This window comes from Phenylobacterium sp. (genome assembly GCF_030680185.1).
Classification (GTDB): Bacteria; Pseudomonadota; Alphaproteobacteria; order Caulobacterales; family Caulobacteraceae; genus Phenylobacterium.
The window spans coordinates 42,648-57,151 of record NZ_JAUXVZ010000015.1 but is presented as its reverse complement, the minus strand read 5'-3'; the positions used below and the strand labels follow the sequence as shown (position 1 = coordinate 57,151).

The 14,504-nt window shown below is 68.2% G+C and carries 14 protein-coding genes; 3 read left to right on the top strand and 11 right to left on the bottom strand.

From position 1 onward, the window contains the following. Positions 1 to 10 precede the first annotated feature (10 nt). The 7 genes from Q8L83_RS03330 to Q8L83_RS03300 all read right to left on the bottom strand — a co-directional run bounded on the left by Q8L83_RS03330 (position 11) and on the right by Q8L83_RS03300 (position 7,122). A complete protein-coding gene (locus Q8L83_RS03330; protein ID WP_305284727.1) occupies positions 11 to 523 on the bottom strand; it encodes a hypothetical protein in 513 nt (170 codons plus the stop codon). Beyond that, positions 520 to 1,626, bottom strand: a complete 1,107-nt coding sequence (gene mreC / locus Q8L83_RS03325) for a rod shape-determining protein MreC (RefSeq protein WP_305284726.1) — start codon at positions 1,624 to 1,626, stop codon at positions 520 to 522. The genes Q8L83_RS03330 and mreC overlap by 4 nt, the downstream gene beginning before the upstream one ends. A gap of 113 nt (positions 1,627 to 1,739) precedes the next feature. Continuing rightward, a complete protein-coding gene (locus Q8L83_RS03320) occupies positions 1,740 to 2,783 on the bottom strand; it encodes a rod shape-determining protein (protein WP_300574823.1) in 1,044 nt (347 codons plus the stop codon). Between the two features lie 278 nt (positions 2,784 to 3,061). Next, positions 3,062 to 3,943: a DMT family transporter gene (locus Q8L83_RS03315; RefSeq protein WP_305284725.1), complete on the bottom strand. Its 882-nt coding sequence runs from the start codon at positions 3,941 to 3,943 to the stop codon at positions 3,062 to 3,064. A 124-nt stretch (positions 3,944 to 4,067) separates the two neighbouring features. Beyond that, on the bottom strand, positions 4,068 to 5,642 hold the full coding sequence (locus Q8L83_RS03310; protein WP_305284724.1) for a 2-isopropylmalate synthase: 1,575 nt from the start codon (positions 5,640 to 5,642) through the stop codon (positions 4,068 to 4,070). 266 nt (positions 5,643 to 5,908) lie between these two features. Next, positions 5,909 to 6,646 (bottom strand): TVP38/TMEM64 family protein, encoded by a 738-nt coding sequence (locus tag Q8L83_RS03305; protein ID WP_305284723.1) that lies wholly within the window; start codon positions 6,644 to 6,646, stop codon positions 5,909 to 5,911. A gap of 65 nt (positions 6,647 to 6,711) precedes the next feature. Further along, positions 6,712 to 7,122, bottom strand: a complete 411-nt coding sequence (locus tag Q8L83_RS03300; protein ID WP_305284722.1) for a hypothetical protein — start codon at positions 7,120 to 7,122, stop codon at positions 6,712 to 6,714. Positions 7,123 to 7,273: 151 nt separating this feature from the next. Here Q8L83_RS03300 and Q8L83_RS03295 point away from each other — a divergent pair, with 151 nt between their 5' ends. Then, on the top strand, positions 7,274 to 8,476 hold the full coding sequence (locus tag Q8L83_RS03295) for a pyridoxal phosphate-dependent aminotransferase (RefSeq protein WP_305284721.1): 1,203 nt from the start codon (positions 7,274 to 7,276) through the stop codon (positions 8,474 to 8,476). A 54-nt stretch (positions 8,477 to 8,530) separates the two neighbouring features. Here the strand turns inward: Q8L83_RS03295 and Q8L83_RS03290 are convergent, their stop codons facing one another. Both Q8L83_RS03290 and Q8L83_RS03285 read right to left on the bottom strand, forming a co-directional pair. After that, positions 8,531 to 8,767 carry a DUF2171 domain-containing protein gene (locus Q8L83_RS03290; RefSeq protein ID WP_305284720.1) on the bottom strand — a complete coding sequence of 79 codons (237 nt, stop codon included), beginning with the start codon at positions 8,765 to 8,767 and terminating at the stop codon, positions 8,531 to 8,533. Positions 8,768 to 8,822: 55 nt separating this feature from the next. Next, on the bottom strand, positions 8,823 to 10,535 hold the full coding sequence (locus tag Q8L83_RS03285; protein ID WP_305284719.1) for a CHASE domain-containing protein: 1,713 nt from the start codon (positions 10,533 to 10,535) through the stop codon (positions 8,823 to 8,825). A gap of 139 nt (positions 10,536 to 10,674) precedes the next feature. Between Q8L83_RS03285 and Q8L83_RS03280 the strand changes: the two genes are divergently transcribed. Beyond that, positions 10,675 to 10,854, top strand: coding sequence for a DUF4169 family protein (locus Q8L83_RS03280; protein WP_305284718.1), 180 nt, complete (start codon positions 10,675 to 10,677; stop codon positions 10,852 to 10,854). A gap of 13 nt (positions 10,855 to 10,867) precedes the next feature. Here the strand turns inward: Q8L83_RS03280 and Q8L83_RS03275 are convergent, their stop codons facing one another. After that, on the bottom strand, positions 10,868 to 11,635 hold the full coding sequence (locus tag Q8L83_RS03275; RefSeq protein WP_305284717.1) for a Coq4 family protein: 768 nt from the start codon (positions 11,633 to 11,635) through the stop codon (positions 10,868 to 10,870). 114 nt (positions 11,636 to 11,749) lie between these two features. Here Q8L83_RS03275 and Q8L83_RS03270 point away from each other — a divergent pair, with 114 nt between their 5' ends. Next, complete coding sequence (locus tag Q8L83_RS03270) at positions 11,750 to 11,968, top strand: ribbon-helix-helix domain-containing protein (protein ID WP_305284716.1); 219 nt, start codon at positions 11,750 to 11,752, stop codon at positions 11,966 to 11,968. Positions 11,969 to 12,019: 51 nt separating this feature from the next. On the opposite strand, the gene Q8L83_RS03265 is transcribed toward Q8L83_RS03270, so the two are convergent. After that, on the bottom strand, positions 12,020 to 14,314 hold the full coding sequence (locus Q8L83_RS03265) for a TonB-dependent receptor (protein ID WP_305284715.1): 2,295 nt from the start codon (positions 14,312 to 14,314) through the stop codon (positions 12,020 to 12,022). Positions 14,315 to 14,504: the final 190 nt, after the last annotated feature.

The following is a 14,504-nucleotide window of genomic DNA, read 5'->3' as shown; positions in this document are numbered from 1 at the left end:
CGCTCGCCCCCTAACGGAACCGCACATCGGCGTCATCGAATCTGTCGATGAGCCGGTGCGCAAACGGATACAGCAGGATTGTGGCAAGGAATTGCCACAGCACCGCCAGAAGATTCGGCGTCGCCCGGGCGGTGAGCTGGGTGATCAGGAAGGCGACCAGTTCGGCGACGGCGCAGGCCACGGCGAACCAGATCCACATCATCGGACGGCTCTGGCCGACCATCATCGAACGCGCGCCCAGCACCGCCCCATAGGCCACCAGCAGGGACAGCGCCCAGAGCCCCATGGGACCGCCCCAGAAGAGGTCGAGGAACAGGCCCATGAACAGCACCCCGAAGGGCGCCAGTATGGAAGGCCGGATCACCGCCCAGGCGAAGGCCGGCGCCATGCAGAACACGGGTTCCGGCAACCCCCAGCCGAACACGCGAATGGGCAGGCTGAACAGCAGGGTGGCCAGGAGGCACTGCAGGATGGGCAGGCCAAGCCAGCTCAGAGGATCAAGACGGCCAGCCGCGAGGCTCAAAACACCGGCTCCAGGGCGGGCGGCGGGGGCTCTGCTGCGGGCGCAGGCGTGGGCTGGGCCGGCGCCTTCTGAGCCGGAGGCCTGGCCGCGGGCGCCTTGGGCGCCGGCGCTCGGGTCGCAGGCGCCTTCTGAGCGGGGGCCCGGGCCTCAGGCGCGGCGGCCGAGGGGCTGGGCGGCGGCGGCGAGGTGACCCCCACGGCCGGCAGGGCGTTGTTGGCCGGCGGTTCGGAAGGCGCGTTCAGCTCCTCCTGGTCGACCAGCTGGGAGAAGTCCTCGAACAGCAGGATGCGCACGAAATCCACCGCCTCGGAATCGGCGCTGAGCACCACCCGCCAGGCGCCGTCCACGCCGCGCACCGCCACCCCCACCGGCAGGCCCCGGGGCATCAGGCCGCCGTCGCCGGACGTGACGATACGGTCGCCTTCCTTCACCGGGTCCTGGCCGCGCAGATAGTCGAGCTTGGGATTGGGGCCGCCGTCCCCGGTCAGGATGGCCCGGGCGTTGGTGCGATCGACCATCACCGGCGTGCGCGAGGCGATATCGGTCAGCATCAGCACACGGCTCGCCCCGCGGGTGACGCCGACCACACGCCCCACCAGGCCGTGCTCGCTCATCACCGGATTGCCGATCCGCACATTGCGCTCGCGCCCGGCATTGGCTAGGCGGGTGTTGGCGAAGGGCCCTCGGGCGTCGGCCACCACGCGGGCCGAGACCATGGGGATCGGCGGATTGGTCTGCAGGCCCAGCAGATCGCTGTAGCGCTCATTGAGGTCGCGCAGGCTCAAGACCTCCTGCTCGAGGGCGGCGGCGGCTTCCAGCTGCTGGCGAAGGCGGCGGTTCTCCGACACGGCGAAGAAGTAGTTCCCCACCGCGCTCGAAAGCGAACCCAGCCAGTGGAGCGGCGCCGAGACCACGCCGGTGACCGGCGCGCTGACCGCGTCGCTGACCTCCCGGGTAACCCCATAGGCCTCGTTGCGGAAGGTCTCCCGGCGGTCCCCCAGCAGCAGGGCGGCGGCCACGACGACGGCCACGATGAGGGCGACGCCGGCGGTCCAGACCAGCGGCACTCGGATCTCACCGAAGGGATTGTCCCGTAAGGACACCTAAGCCCGTCTCCCCGCAGACACGAAGACGGCCAAGCGCCGCCTGCGTCAGTTCAGCAAATCCTAGACCGACCTTGCCTGATTCCGACGGTTTCGTCCGAACCGGAACCCGCTTAGGCCAGGGTGGATTCCAGAACGCCCTTCATCCACTTGGGATGTTCCAGAACCTTGCCGCAGCCCAGCGCCACGCAGGACAGCGGATCATCGGCCACGGTCACCGGCAGGCCGGTGTGGTCGCGGATCTCGGCGTCCAGACCGCGCAGCAGCGCCCCGCCGCCGGTCAGCATGATGCCCTTGTCGGCGATGTCGGAGGCCAGTTCGGGGGGAGTCGCCTCCAGCGCCATCTTCACCGCATCGACGATCTGGCCGACCGGCTCCGACAGGGCGTCGGACGCCTGCTTCTCGCTGATACGCACTTCGCGGGGCACGCCCTGCATCAGGTCGCGGCCCTTGACCTCGATGGACAGACCCTCGCCGTCGGCCGGGGCCCGGGCGGTGCCGATTTCCTTCTTGATCCGCTCGGCGGTGGTCTCGCCGATCAGCAGGTTATGGTTGCGGCGCATATAGGAGATGATCGCCTCGTCCATCTTGTCGCCGCCGACGCGGACCGAGCGGGAATAGACGATGCCCGAGAGCGACAGCACCGCGACCTCGGTGGTGCCGCCGCCGATATCGACGACCATGGAGCCGGTGGGCTCATGGATCGGCAGGCCCGCGCCGATGGCCGCGGCCATGGGCTCGTCGATCAGGCCCACCCGGCGGCCGCCGGCGTTTAGGCAGGAATCGTTGATCGCGCGACGCTCGACCGCCGTGGCGCCCGACGGCACGCAGACGATGACCTTGGGGTTCACGAAGCCCTTGCGGTTGTGAACCTTGCGGATGAAGTACTTGATCATCTCTTCGGCGACTTCGAAGTCGGCGATGACCCCGTCGCGCATGGGGCGGATGGCCTCCATGTGGCCCGGCGTCCGGCCCAGCATCTGCTTGGCCTCGATGCCCACGGCGTGGACGATCTTTCGGCCGCCGATATTTCTGAGCGCCACCACCGAGGGCTCGTTCAGCACGATGCCCTTGCCCTTCATATAGATGAGCGTGTTGGCGGTGCCGAGGTCGATGGCGATGTCGTTCGAGATGGCGCCGAAGAGGGACGAAATCATGCAGGGCCCTGGTGAAATGGGGGGCTTGGAGAACGCTTTCCAACGAATGCCCGACCCTATGGACGCCGACTCAGGCGCGTGGGCGGATCAGGCTGTCGCGAGAAGGACTTGGGGTTCGTGTGCCCCGCCCCTTTGTTGATTTCAAGGCTTATTCACCTATCGCCTCAAGACCGGCCCTCTGCGGGGCGCGGAGCCGTGAGAAATTCAACCGCAGCGGGACCGGGCGGACCGTGCGGCGCGCGGTCGCGCCGACCGGTGATTCTCAGGGCCCGGAACATCTAGCCCAGCGCCGTCAGGATAACGCCTGTTGCGGTGGCCGCCCCGGCCAGGGCCTGACGCAGGGTGAGTCGCTCCTGGAACAGTCGGCGACCGGCCGCAGCGGCGATGGGCGCCTCGATCACGCCGACCGCCCGGACCATGCCCGCCGGCGCCAGGGCGAGCGCGGAGAACCAGCAGGCTGAGGCCGCGGCGCCGAAGAACCCGGCCCCCAGGGACGAACGCCACGCCCGCGCCACGGCCACCAGCGACTGGGGTCGGGTCACCGCCAGATAGGCCCCCAGCCCCAGGGTCTGCAGCGCCTGGGCCACGCACACCGCCGCCGTGGCCGCGTAGATTGGATAGTTCGGCTCCAGGGCCAGGCCGGCCTGGCGATAGCCGTTCAGCGCCACGGCGAAGGCCGCGCCGGAGGCCAGCCCCATCGCGCTGCCGATCAGGGCGCCGCGGGCCGCCGCCCGGCCGGGCCAGGACAGGATCACCAGGCCGACGGTGGTCAAGGCCACGCCCGCCCAGGCCTGCGTCCCGAGCTGGTCGCCGAAGACCACCAGCCCCATGATCGCCGCCAGGGGCAGAGAGGCCTGCTGCATGAAGGTCGCCACCGCAAAGCCCGACCGGCGCATGGCCACCAGCAGGGCCGCGGTGGCCAGCACCTGACCCAGGGCGCCGGCGCTCACCGACACCCAGAACCTGGCGGTCGGGGTCGGATCAGCAAGCGGGTGAAGGGCCGCCACGACGGCGAAGATGGCGAGCGCGAACGGCAGGCCGAACAGGAAGCGGACCAGGGTCGCGCCCCACGGCCCGGCCTCGGCCATCAGGCCGCGCTGCAGGGCGTTGCGGGCCACCTGCAGGGGCGCAGCGGCGATCGTCAGGACGATCCAGAGCATGGCAAAGCCTCGCCCCTCCCCCTTGCGGGGATGGGTTGGGGTGGGGGTGCTGGCGAAGGCCTAGGATGAGGGCGCGCAAGCCCTCACCGCGGTCTCCGTCCGAACGGGGATCGACGTCGCGCGATCAGAAGCCGCTGGCGATGGCGTCCGGCGCGGTCTTTTCCTTGCGGGCGAAGAGGTTGTTCAGCGCGTTCACATAGGCCTTGGCCGAGGCCGTCAGCGTATCGGTGTCGGCCGCCTGGCCGGTGGCTATACGGCCGTCCTCCTCCAGACGGACGGAGACCTGGGCCTGGGCGTCGGTGCCCTCGGTGACCGCATGCACCTGGAACAGGCGCAGGATGGCGGTGTGCGGCACCACCTCGTGGATGGCGTTGAACACCGCATCCACCGGCCCGTCGCCCGTGGCCGTGGCCGCACGCTCGACGCCCTCGACCGTCACCGTCAGATGCGCCTCCTGCGGCCCTTCAGTGCCGGCGATCACCCGCAGGTGCTTGACCTGGATGCGGTCTGCGCCGGAGGCCAGGGCGTCGTCGACCAGGGCCACGATGTCGTCGTCGAAGACGTGCTTCTTCTTGTCAGCCAGGTCCTTGAAGCGCTGGAAGGCTTCGTTCAGGGCGTTCTGGCCCAGCTCGTAGCCGAGCGCCTTCAGCTTTTCGCGGAAGGCATGGCGGCCGGAGTGCTTGCCCATGACCAGGTTGGACGCGCCCTGCCCGACGCTTTCCGGCGTCATGATCTCGTAGGTGCCGCGGTCCTTCAGCATGCCGTCCTGGTGGATGCCGCTCTCATGGGCGAAGGCGTTCTTGCCGACGATCGCCTTGTTGAACTGCACCGGGAAGCCGGTGATGGCCGAGACGTAGCGGCTGGCGCGGGTGATGTGCTGGGTCTCGGCGCCGGTGAAATAGGGCAGACGGTCGCCGCGCACCTTCAGCGCCATGACCACCTCTTCCAGGGCCGCATTGCCGGCCCGCTCGCCGATGCCGTTGATCGCCACCTCGACCTGGCGCGCCCCGCCCTGCACGCCGGCCAGGCTGTTGGCCACGGCCAGGCCCAGGTCATTGTGGCAGTGGGTGGACAGGATGATGTTGTCGATACCGGGGACGTTCTCCACCAGGTCGCGGAACACCGCCTCATATTCCGACGGATAGGTGTAGCCGACGGTGTCGGGGATGTTCACCGTCTTGGCCCCGGCCTTGATGGCGGCCTCGACGCAGCGGCGCAGGAAGTCCTGCTCCGTGCGGGTGGCGTCCTGGGCCGACCATTCCACGTCGTCGCACAGGTTGCGGGCGTGGGTCACCGAGCGGGTGATGGCCTCCAGGATATCCTCCTGGCTCATCTTCAGGATGTGATCCCGGTGCGAGGGGCTGGTGGACAGGAAGGTATGGATGCGGCCGCGCTTGGCCGGGCGGATCGCCTCGGCGCAGCGCTCGATGTCGATGGCCGCGGCCCGGGCCAGGCCGCAGACGGTGCTTTCGGTGACGATCTCGGAGATCTGGCGCACCGCTTCGAAGTCGCCGTTGGAGGCGATGGGGAAGCCGGCCTCGATCACATCGACGCGCATCTCCTCCAGGATCTTGGCGAGCTCCAGCTTCTCCTCCAAGGACATGGAGGCGCCGGGCGACTGCTCGCCATCACGCATGGTGGTGTCGAATACGATGACGCGATCGCGTTCGGGCGCGGCGTTGGAAGCTTGGAAAGTCATATCAGGATCTCTTCGCGGGAGCTCATTCTAGAAAGGTCGGGCGGCGGGGTCATCCCCTGAGCGCCCGGCCCCGCGAACTTTCGCGCGAGCCTACAGGGGCGCCCAGGGGCGGCTAAGCCCCAGCGAACGGCCAAGAAGCAGGTTGTCGCGCTGCGTAGACATGGGCGAGTTCTTAGCGAACCGCAGGCCTTGGCGCAACAGAATTGCTCAGAAGATCTCGAGATGGCGGGCGCGAGGGATGATCCTTGCGCCGAGGCCTCCAGGCTTCAGGCGCCGGGCTCGGGCGGCCCCTTTGCCACGGCGGCGGCCTCGCGGGATTTCAGCCACTTGCGGGCGAACCAGCCCATGACCACCCAGCCGACAACGATGGCGACCAACAGGCCGATGTGCCCGGCTCCCCCGCCCCGCATGGCCTGGGCGATAGAGTTGCCGGCGAAGGCGGTGACGCCGATCTTCGGGATGATGCCGAGCGCGGTGCCGGCGAAGAAGTGGAACAGCCGCATCGGCGTCACGCCGGCGGCCATATTGACGACGATGAAGGGGGCCGAGGGCACCAGCCGCACGATCAGGCTGGCCCAGAAGCCGTTACGTCCCACCAGGGCCATGAACTGCCGGACGCCGTCGCCGGCGAACGCGTCCAGCACCTTCCCCCCGGCCACCCGGCCGATGAAGAAGCCCACCAGGGATGAGGCGAGCGTTCCGATCCAGCTATAGGCGAAGCCGGTCCAGGGGCCGAAAGCCACCACGGCGGCGGCGATCAGGACGAACTGCGGCACCCCCACAAAGGCCAGCAGGGCGAAGGCCGCCACGGCCGCCGGCAGCGCCAGCGGGCTATGGGCGGCCATGCCCAGCCACTGTTCCACCGTGGCTTCGCCGTCAAAGCCCAGCACCTGGGCGCCGAACAGAAAGACCAGGCCGACGCCGCCGAACAGCACGAAGGAGACCGCCACGCCCCGCCAGGCGCGGGCGTCCATATTGGTCAGAAACCGAAACAGGCGGCGCATGGCGCACGCCTCGCCGATCCTGAGCCATGGGTCAAGCGTGCCGCCGCCCCGCCGATGGCCTCGCCTCAGGTCTCGCAGCGAACCAGGGTGGGGGCCTCGCCGCCCGGCGCGCCCTGGACGCTCATGGTCCACCCCGTCGACCCGAAGCTGAGATTGAGCCGCCGGCTTTCAGGCGGCGCCTGCGAGGTGCAGAGGGCGGCGATCTCATAGCCCTTATCGAGAGCCGCCACGCCCTCGAACCGGCACGCCACGTCCCCAGGCGCCGTCAGGCCGTCATGGCGAAACTCCCAGGCCCGGTTGGCGCACAGGGCCGGATTCGCCGCCCAGCGCCCCACATAGGGCGGCTGACCTGTCGGATTCGACGCCGCTTCAGTCCCCACAGGCGATGGGTCTGCCGCCGGCGTGGGCTCGGGCGCGCCCTCGCCACAGGCGGCCAGCGGCGTCAGCAGGGCGAGGATCAGGATCGTTCGGATCATGGAAGACTTCTGTCGTCATACGGCTGTGCTGTGGCCGAGACGCAAACGGCCGCGCCTATCGCGCCGTTCCCACCGCAGCCGGGTTTGCGCGGGCCATACCTTGAGTTAAACCCGCCGTCTTCCCCACTCGCTCCAAAGGGAGTCAGCCCCCATGTCGCTGCAATCGTCCACGCTCGCCCGCGTCAAGCCGTCCGCCACCATGGCGACCGACCAGAAGGCGCGTGAACTGAAGGCCCAGGGCCGCGACATCATCAGCCTGGGGGCCGGCGAGCCAGACTTCGACACGCCGCAGAACATCAAGGACGCGGCCATCAAGGCCATCCAGGACGGCAAGACCAAGTACACCACCGTCGACGGCATTCCCGAGCTGAAGGAGGCCATCGTCGCCAAGTTCGCCCGCGAGAACGGCCTGACCTATAAGGCGAGCCAGGTGAACGTGTCGCCCGGCGGCAAGCCGGTGATCTTCAACGCCATGATGGCCACCCTGAACCCGGGCGACGAGGTGGTGATCCCGACGCCTTACTGGGTCAGCTATCCCGACATGGTGCTGCTGGCCGGCGGCACGCCTGTCTTTGCGCCGACCACCGCCGAGACCGGCTTCAAGCTGCTCCCCGAAGACCTGGACAAGGCGATCACGCCCAGGACCCGCTGGGTGTTCCTGAACTCGCCGTCCAACCCGTCAGGCGCGGCCTATACGCGCGCCGAGCTGAAGGCGCTGGCCGATGTGCTGATGCGCCATCCGAACGTGTGGATCCTCACCGACGACATGTACGAACACCTGCTGTTCGACGACATGGAGTTCGTGACCATCGCCCAGGTCGAGCCTGGCCTCTATGACCGCACGCTGACCATGAATGGGGTCTCCAAGGCCTACGCCATGACCGGCTGGCGGATCGGCTATGCGGCCGGCCCCGAAGAGCTGATCAAGTTGATGGCCAAGGTGATGAGCCAATCGACCTCCAACCCCTCGTCGGTGTCGCAATGGGCGGCGGTGGAGGCCCTGAACGGCCCGCAGGACTTCATCAAGCCCAACGCCAAGCTGTTCCAGGGGCGTCGCGATCTGGTGGTCTCGATGCTGAATCAGGCCACCGGCCTGAAGTGCCCGACGCCGGAGGGCGCCTTCTATGTCTATCCGTCCTGCGAGGGGCTGATCGGCAAGACGGCGCCGAGCGGCAATGTCATCGGCTCGGACAAGGACTTCGCCAACGAACTGCTCGAAGCCGAGGGCGTGGCGGTGGTGTTTGGCGAGGCCTTTGGCCTGTCGCCCTTCTTCCGCATCTCCTACGCTACCAGCAACGCCGTGCTGGAGGACGCCTGCGGACGCATTCAGCGCTTCTGCGCCTCGGTCAAATAGGCGAACGGCCCCTCCGCGTCGGAGGGGCCGAACCGCCCACAGGGCCTGTCGAGCCTAGTGCTTTTCGCGCCAGGACGACTTTGCCGCATCCTTGGTCAGGTTCAGGCAGACCTTGTCGTCTTCGATGCGGTCCACCCAGGTCAGGGGAATCATGTGGTGCTTGAGACCGGCGCCCATGTCGAACTTGGCCAGCTCGATCTCCGTGCCGACCACGTGGTCGACGCGGCCGACATGGTCGCCATCCGAGCCCACGACTTCCATATGTTCCTTGATTTCAGCCGCTTGGATCATCTTGCATCTCCGTCTTGAGGGGCTTGCAAGACGAACGCCCTGAGACCGATCCGGTTCACGCCACCTGGCCGACCGCCATCATCTCGTTGGCCACCTGACTGGGCGCCAGGAAGGTGATGACGCAGCGCACGCCCTGGGGACGAAAGCTCAGATCGACCTCCCCGTCCAACTGATGGGCCAAGCCCCCGACAATCAGGCGTGAGCCGAATCCCCGCCGCTTCGGCGGCGTGACCGGCGGGCCGCCGTGCTCCTCCCACACCAGGGTCAGGCGCTCCTGATCGGCGCTCACCGGGGTCAGCGTCCATTCCAGGGCGGCATGGCCCTCGGCGTTGGACAGGGCGCCGTACTTGACCGCATTGGTGGTGAGCTCGTGCAGCGCCATGCTCATGGCCACCGCGGTGTTCGGCGACAGCCAGGCGGCGGGTCCGACGATCTCGATCCGCGCGCCATCGGCCCCGGCATAGGGCCGCAGCTCGATTTCGGCCAGTTCGGCCAGGTTGGCGCCGCGCCAGGCGTCCCGGGTCAGCAGGTTGTGGGCGTGGGACAGGGCGATCAGCCGATCCTCGAAATTACGCCGCACGCTTTCCACATCGCCGGTCTGCCGCAGGCTCTGGGCGGCGATGGACTGCACAGTGGCCAGCGTGTTCTTGACCCGGTGGTTCAGCTCGTCGAGCAGCAGCTTCTGCCGGGCCTCGATGGCGGTGCGGGCCGACAACTCCCGCTCGGCGGCCATGCGGGCCTTGCCCTGCCGCCAGGTGGCGATGGCCACAAGGCCTGTCGCCAGAAGCCCACCGAAGGCGAAGACCCAGGCCAGCTGGTGGGCGGCGCTGGGTCCGAACCGGGGGCCTGCCTCATAGACGATCGTCCAGGTTCCGCCGGCCACCGACACCTGGCGCGTCGCCGACATGGCCGATACGGGAACTGCGCCCCCGGGCGGGAGGCTCGCCGCCAACAGATTTTCCGGCGCCACCTCGCCATTGTAGACGGCGTAGCCGAACTCGCCCTGGTCGATACCAGCGAACACCGCCTGCAGCAGGTCATCGGCGCGAAACGGGGCGTAGACGAAGCCCAGCAGGGCGCTGCGCCGCGCCTCCTGCGTCTCCGGCCGGTCGCCGCCAACATAGACCGGCTCGTAGATCAGGAAGCCGGCCTGCTTGTCGGCGTCGATTTCCTGGATCAGCTCGACCTTGCCCGACATGGCCGCCAGTCCGGTGTCGCGCGCCCGGGCCATGGCCTGACGGCGGACGGGATCGGCGTACATGTCAAAGCCGATGGCCGCCCGGTTTCGCGCGTCCTCGGGCTCCAGGAACAGGACGGCGTGCCGTTCGTCGGCGGGCGGGCCTGGGGGGCGATGGAAGGTGAAGGCCGGCCGCCCCCCTGCTCGCATCCGCGCCGCCAGGGCCGCGTCGCCGCCGGGCGGAATCCGCGCCGAAAAGCCCAGGCCCTGGATGCCGACATAGCGCCCGCTCAGGTCGACCCGCTCGGCGAAGGCGCGGAACTCATCATGGGTCACCTCCTGGCTGGCGGCGAACAGCCCGGCGCCGGCGTGGAGGATGGCGACATAGGTCTGGAGCTGGCCGCCCAGGGCGTTGTTGGCCTGATCGACCACGCTGTCGAACCGCTGGCGGTCGCGGATATCGCCCAGGCGATCGACCAGCAGGGCGCCGGCGACCGTTGCGGTCAGGCCCAGGACCAGGATCAGGACGGGCAGGACCGGCGTCGTACGACGCAGCCGCCTGAGCACCGTCGAAACTGATCTGCCGGCCAATTCGGCCCCCCTTCACACAGCCCCTGAGTGCACCATTCGCGCATCGGTGTCGAGAATGCGCCGGGTCCGGATGGCGTCGCGCGGCCTTGCGAAACCCGTCGGCGCGGCGCAGGCTTTCCCGGACCGGCGGAGAGGACCGATGGGCGAAATCGTCAATCTGAACAAGGTGCGCAAGGCCAGGACCAAGGCCGAGACCCAGGCGCAGGCCAAGGCCAATCGCGTGAGCCACGGCCGCGCGAAGGCCCAAACCCTGGCCGAGCAACTGGAAGCCGAACGCCAGCGCAGCAAGCTCGACCAGGCCCGCCGCGACGACGACTGACCGTCCTCTCCGCTTACGCCTGCGCCTCGTCGCGGGCCTCAGGCGGGATGGCGTCATAGATGGTCGGCGGGGTGATGTTCAGCCGCCGGCGCGCCGCATCCAGGGGTTCGGCCATCAGGGCCTCATAGTCTTCGCCCAGCAGCCAGGCCGCCGCCCTGCCCCGCTGATAGCCCTGCCAGATGGCCTTGGCGTAGGGGTGTTTGGCCTTGCGGCCGCGAAGGGCGCCGCCCACGGCGATCAGCGCCCAGCCCAGGCCTCGGGTCTGGGCGTAGGAAAAGGCCACCAGACACGCCTCCCCCAGGCCGTCACGATGATAGCCGCTGAGGATGTGCCAGATGTCATGCACGTCGCGCGTGCGCCGGCCGAACCAGGCATAGGGATGCATCACCTCGATGGGCTTGGCGCCCACCCGGCTGATCTGGGCCAGGCCCTCGGCCGAGAGTTGCTCGCTGCGCACGAAGTCGCGATAGGCGTGGCCGACAGAGCCCTGCGGCAGACTGTCGAGCCAGGCGTCATCCATCAGCCGGGCCTCGAGCTCTGCCCGCTCATAGGCGATACGGCCGCCCTGCGGCGTCTCCAGCAGGCGGTGATAGCCCCAGGCCGAGGCGCCGCCATTCAGAGCGCGCATGATCTCGAACACCTGGACGGTGTCGTCCTTGTCGGCCAGCAGGCGGCGCAGGGCCTTGAGCGCCGCGCCCCACTGGAGCCTGGGCTTGGGCAGGCGCTCTGGCGCAGGGGCTCGGGCCGATGTGGGGGCGTACCTGTCTGAGGCGAGGCTCATGGGTCAGATCTCCCGGGCGGACGCCAAAGATGACGCCAGCGTCACGATCTATCAATGCCCAAGAAGGATTGCCGCGGTGTTTCCCCCGCGCAAGAAAAGGCTCAGGAAAGAGCCATGACGCGCCTGAAGAAGAGATCCGTCCTGCTGGCCGGCCACGCCACCTCGGTGGCGCTGGAGCCCCAGTTCTGGGCGGCGCTGGAGGACCTGGCCGCCCATCGGGGCCTGAGCCTGGCGGCCCTGGTCACCGAGATCGACCTGGCCCGCGGGGACCAGGGCCTGGCCTCGGCCTGCCGGCTGGCGGTGCTGGCGCACCTGAGCGCCAGGGCCGGGTAGCGCATCGAGGCGGGAGCCGCCGCAGGCGGCGACGGCTCCCCCTCAACTCGATCAGAAGGTGCTGCTGACCCGCACGCCGATGCTGCGCGGACGGGGCGAGAAGACCCGGATGCCGTCGGGGGATTCCACGACGCCGATATAGGCCGCCTCATTGCCGAGATTGTTCGCAAAGAGGGCCAGGTCCCAGTTGTCCCGGCGCACGCCGATCTTGGCGTTGACCAGGGTGTAGGCCGGAAGCTTGGTGTAATACTCGTTCTGGCTGTTGAAGGTGGTGAAGGACTCCCCGCGATAGGCGAGGCCGCCCTGCACATAGCCATCCAGGCCATAGGCCAGCGGCTGTTCGTAGCTGGCCTGCAGCGAATAGGACCAGTTGGGCGTCAGCGGGATGTCGTCGCCCTCATAACCGAAGGTGCCGGCGGCGAAGACGTCGGCGGGCAGATCCTCGGCCAGCTTCGCGTCCACATAGTTGATGCTGCCGGCGATGTTCAGGCCAGGCATGGGATCGAACGAGCCGTTCACCTCGACGCCGTTCACCTCGGTCTTGCCGGCGTTGATCGTGTAGCCGAAGGCGCCGGCCGCCTGGGCCGAGAGCTGCTGGTCGCTCCAGTCGATCCGATAGACCGACACGTCGGCATAGAGCCTGCGGTCGAGCCAGTAGCTCTTCACGCCGGCTTCGTAGTTCCACAGGCTGTCGGGATTGTAGGTGCCGGGGAAGACGACGCCGGCCTGCTGGGCCAGGGAGGTGGCGGTATTGACCCCGCCCAGGCGGAAGCCCGACGCGGCGCGGGCATAGACGTTGATGTCCGGGGTCGCCTTCCACATCAGCGAGTAGTTGTAGCTGGTGTGCGAGTTGGAGCCGCGGCTGTCGCCGGTGATCGAGGGTGTGGTCACCTGGCCGAAGATATAGTCCGGGAACACGGTCTGCAGATTGACCACCGTGTCGTGGATGCTGGCCTCGAAATACCGGATGCCGACCGTGGCCGTCAGCGTGTCGGTGATCTCGTAATCGCCCTGGGCGAACAGGGCGTACTGGCCCACGCCCCGCTTGGTGCGGGTGCCGAACTCATAGAGGCTGTTGCCGCGGCCCGGCCGGTGCAGGCCCTTGGCGACGCATTCGTCATAGCTGTAGCAGAGGGCCGTGCCAGTCGAGGTCGCGAGCACCGAATTGGTCTGATAGGTGCTCTGGCTGTTTTCGTAATAGCCGCCCGTCACCAGCTGGAACGGCCCGTCGAAGTCCGACGAGAAGCGCAGCTCCGACACCACATTGCGGAAGTCCACCGAGGCGATGAACAGGGTCGAACCCGGCAGGCCGAAGCTGTTGGCGGTCGGCGTGCTGTCCTTGGGGTTGGTCACCCGCTGGCTGGAATAGGAGGTGGACGCAATCACCGAGCCGAAGCCCAGATCGTACTCGCCGGTCACCGAATAGAGGTTGTAGTTGTCCCGGTAGAACTCGATCGTCGGCGAGGTGGTCTCATAGGCGCCGTCGGCCTGCAGCCAGGCCTGGGTCCCGTCGACATCGATCTCCTGATGCAGAGCCATGGCCGTCAGGTTGAAATTGTCGGTCGGCCGCCAGAGGCCGACGATGCGGCCGCCCTTCACATGGGCGTTGTTGTTGTTCTCATACAGCGCGCCATTGATCGTCTGATCCACATAGCCGCCGCCGCTCTCGCCCCAGCCGGTGATGCGCACGCCCAGGGTGTCCTCTGTGATCGGCACGTTCAGGGTCGCCGAGCCGTCGAAGAACTCGTCGCCGCCCTTGACCGTAGCCGCCGAAGCCTCGACCCGACCGCCGAACTCGAGAAGGTCGGGCTTGCGGGTGATCACCCGCAGGGTGCCGCTCATGGAGCTGGAGCCGAACAGGGTGCCCTGCGGCCCCTTGAGAACCTCCACATGCTGGATATCGTGCAGGCGCACGCCCGGCTTGCCGTCGCCCAGGATGTTGCCACCCAGGCCGCCCACCAGGGGCGCTTCGTCGAGATAGACGCCCGACGTGGCGCCGACGTTCGATTCGATGCCGCGGATGACCACCTTGGTCTGCGAGGCGCCGAAGCTCTGGACGTTGAGGGACGGATCCAGGCGGGTCAGATCCTGCAGGCTGCTGATCCCCTGCTCTTCCAGCTGCTGCCCCGAAAAGGCGGTGACGGCCAGCGGCGTGTCGGCCACCGAGACCGCGCCGCGGCGGGCGGCGGTGACCACCAGCTCCGACAGGGTTTCAGGCTCGGCCGCAGCCTGAGCCTGGGCCTGTCCGGCCATCAGCCCCAGCGCCACCGCGCTGGTCGAGGCCAGAAGCCCCAGGGACCGGCGAAGCCGGAAGCCGCCTTGGCGGCGCAGTGCGGTGTGCGACATGTTGATCTATCCCCAATCTATGTCTTGCGGCAGGGCGGCCCTCAGGGAGACGCTGACGGGACGCCTGGTTTTTTTGCGCCTCGCCATGCCCCCGTCTCCGTCTGGAGGCCTATAGTTTGTCAGACAAACCTACAGTCATACACGCGGGCCGACCCGCCCGCGCCGTCCGCATCCGGTCGATTTCCGCCTG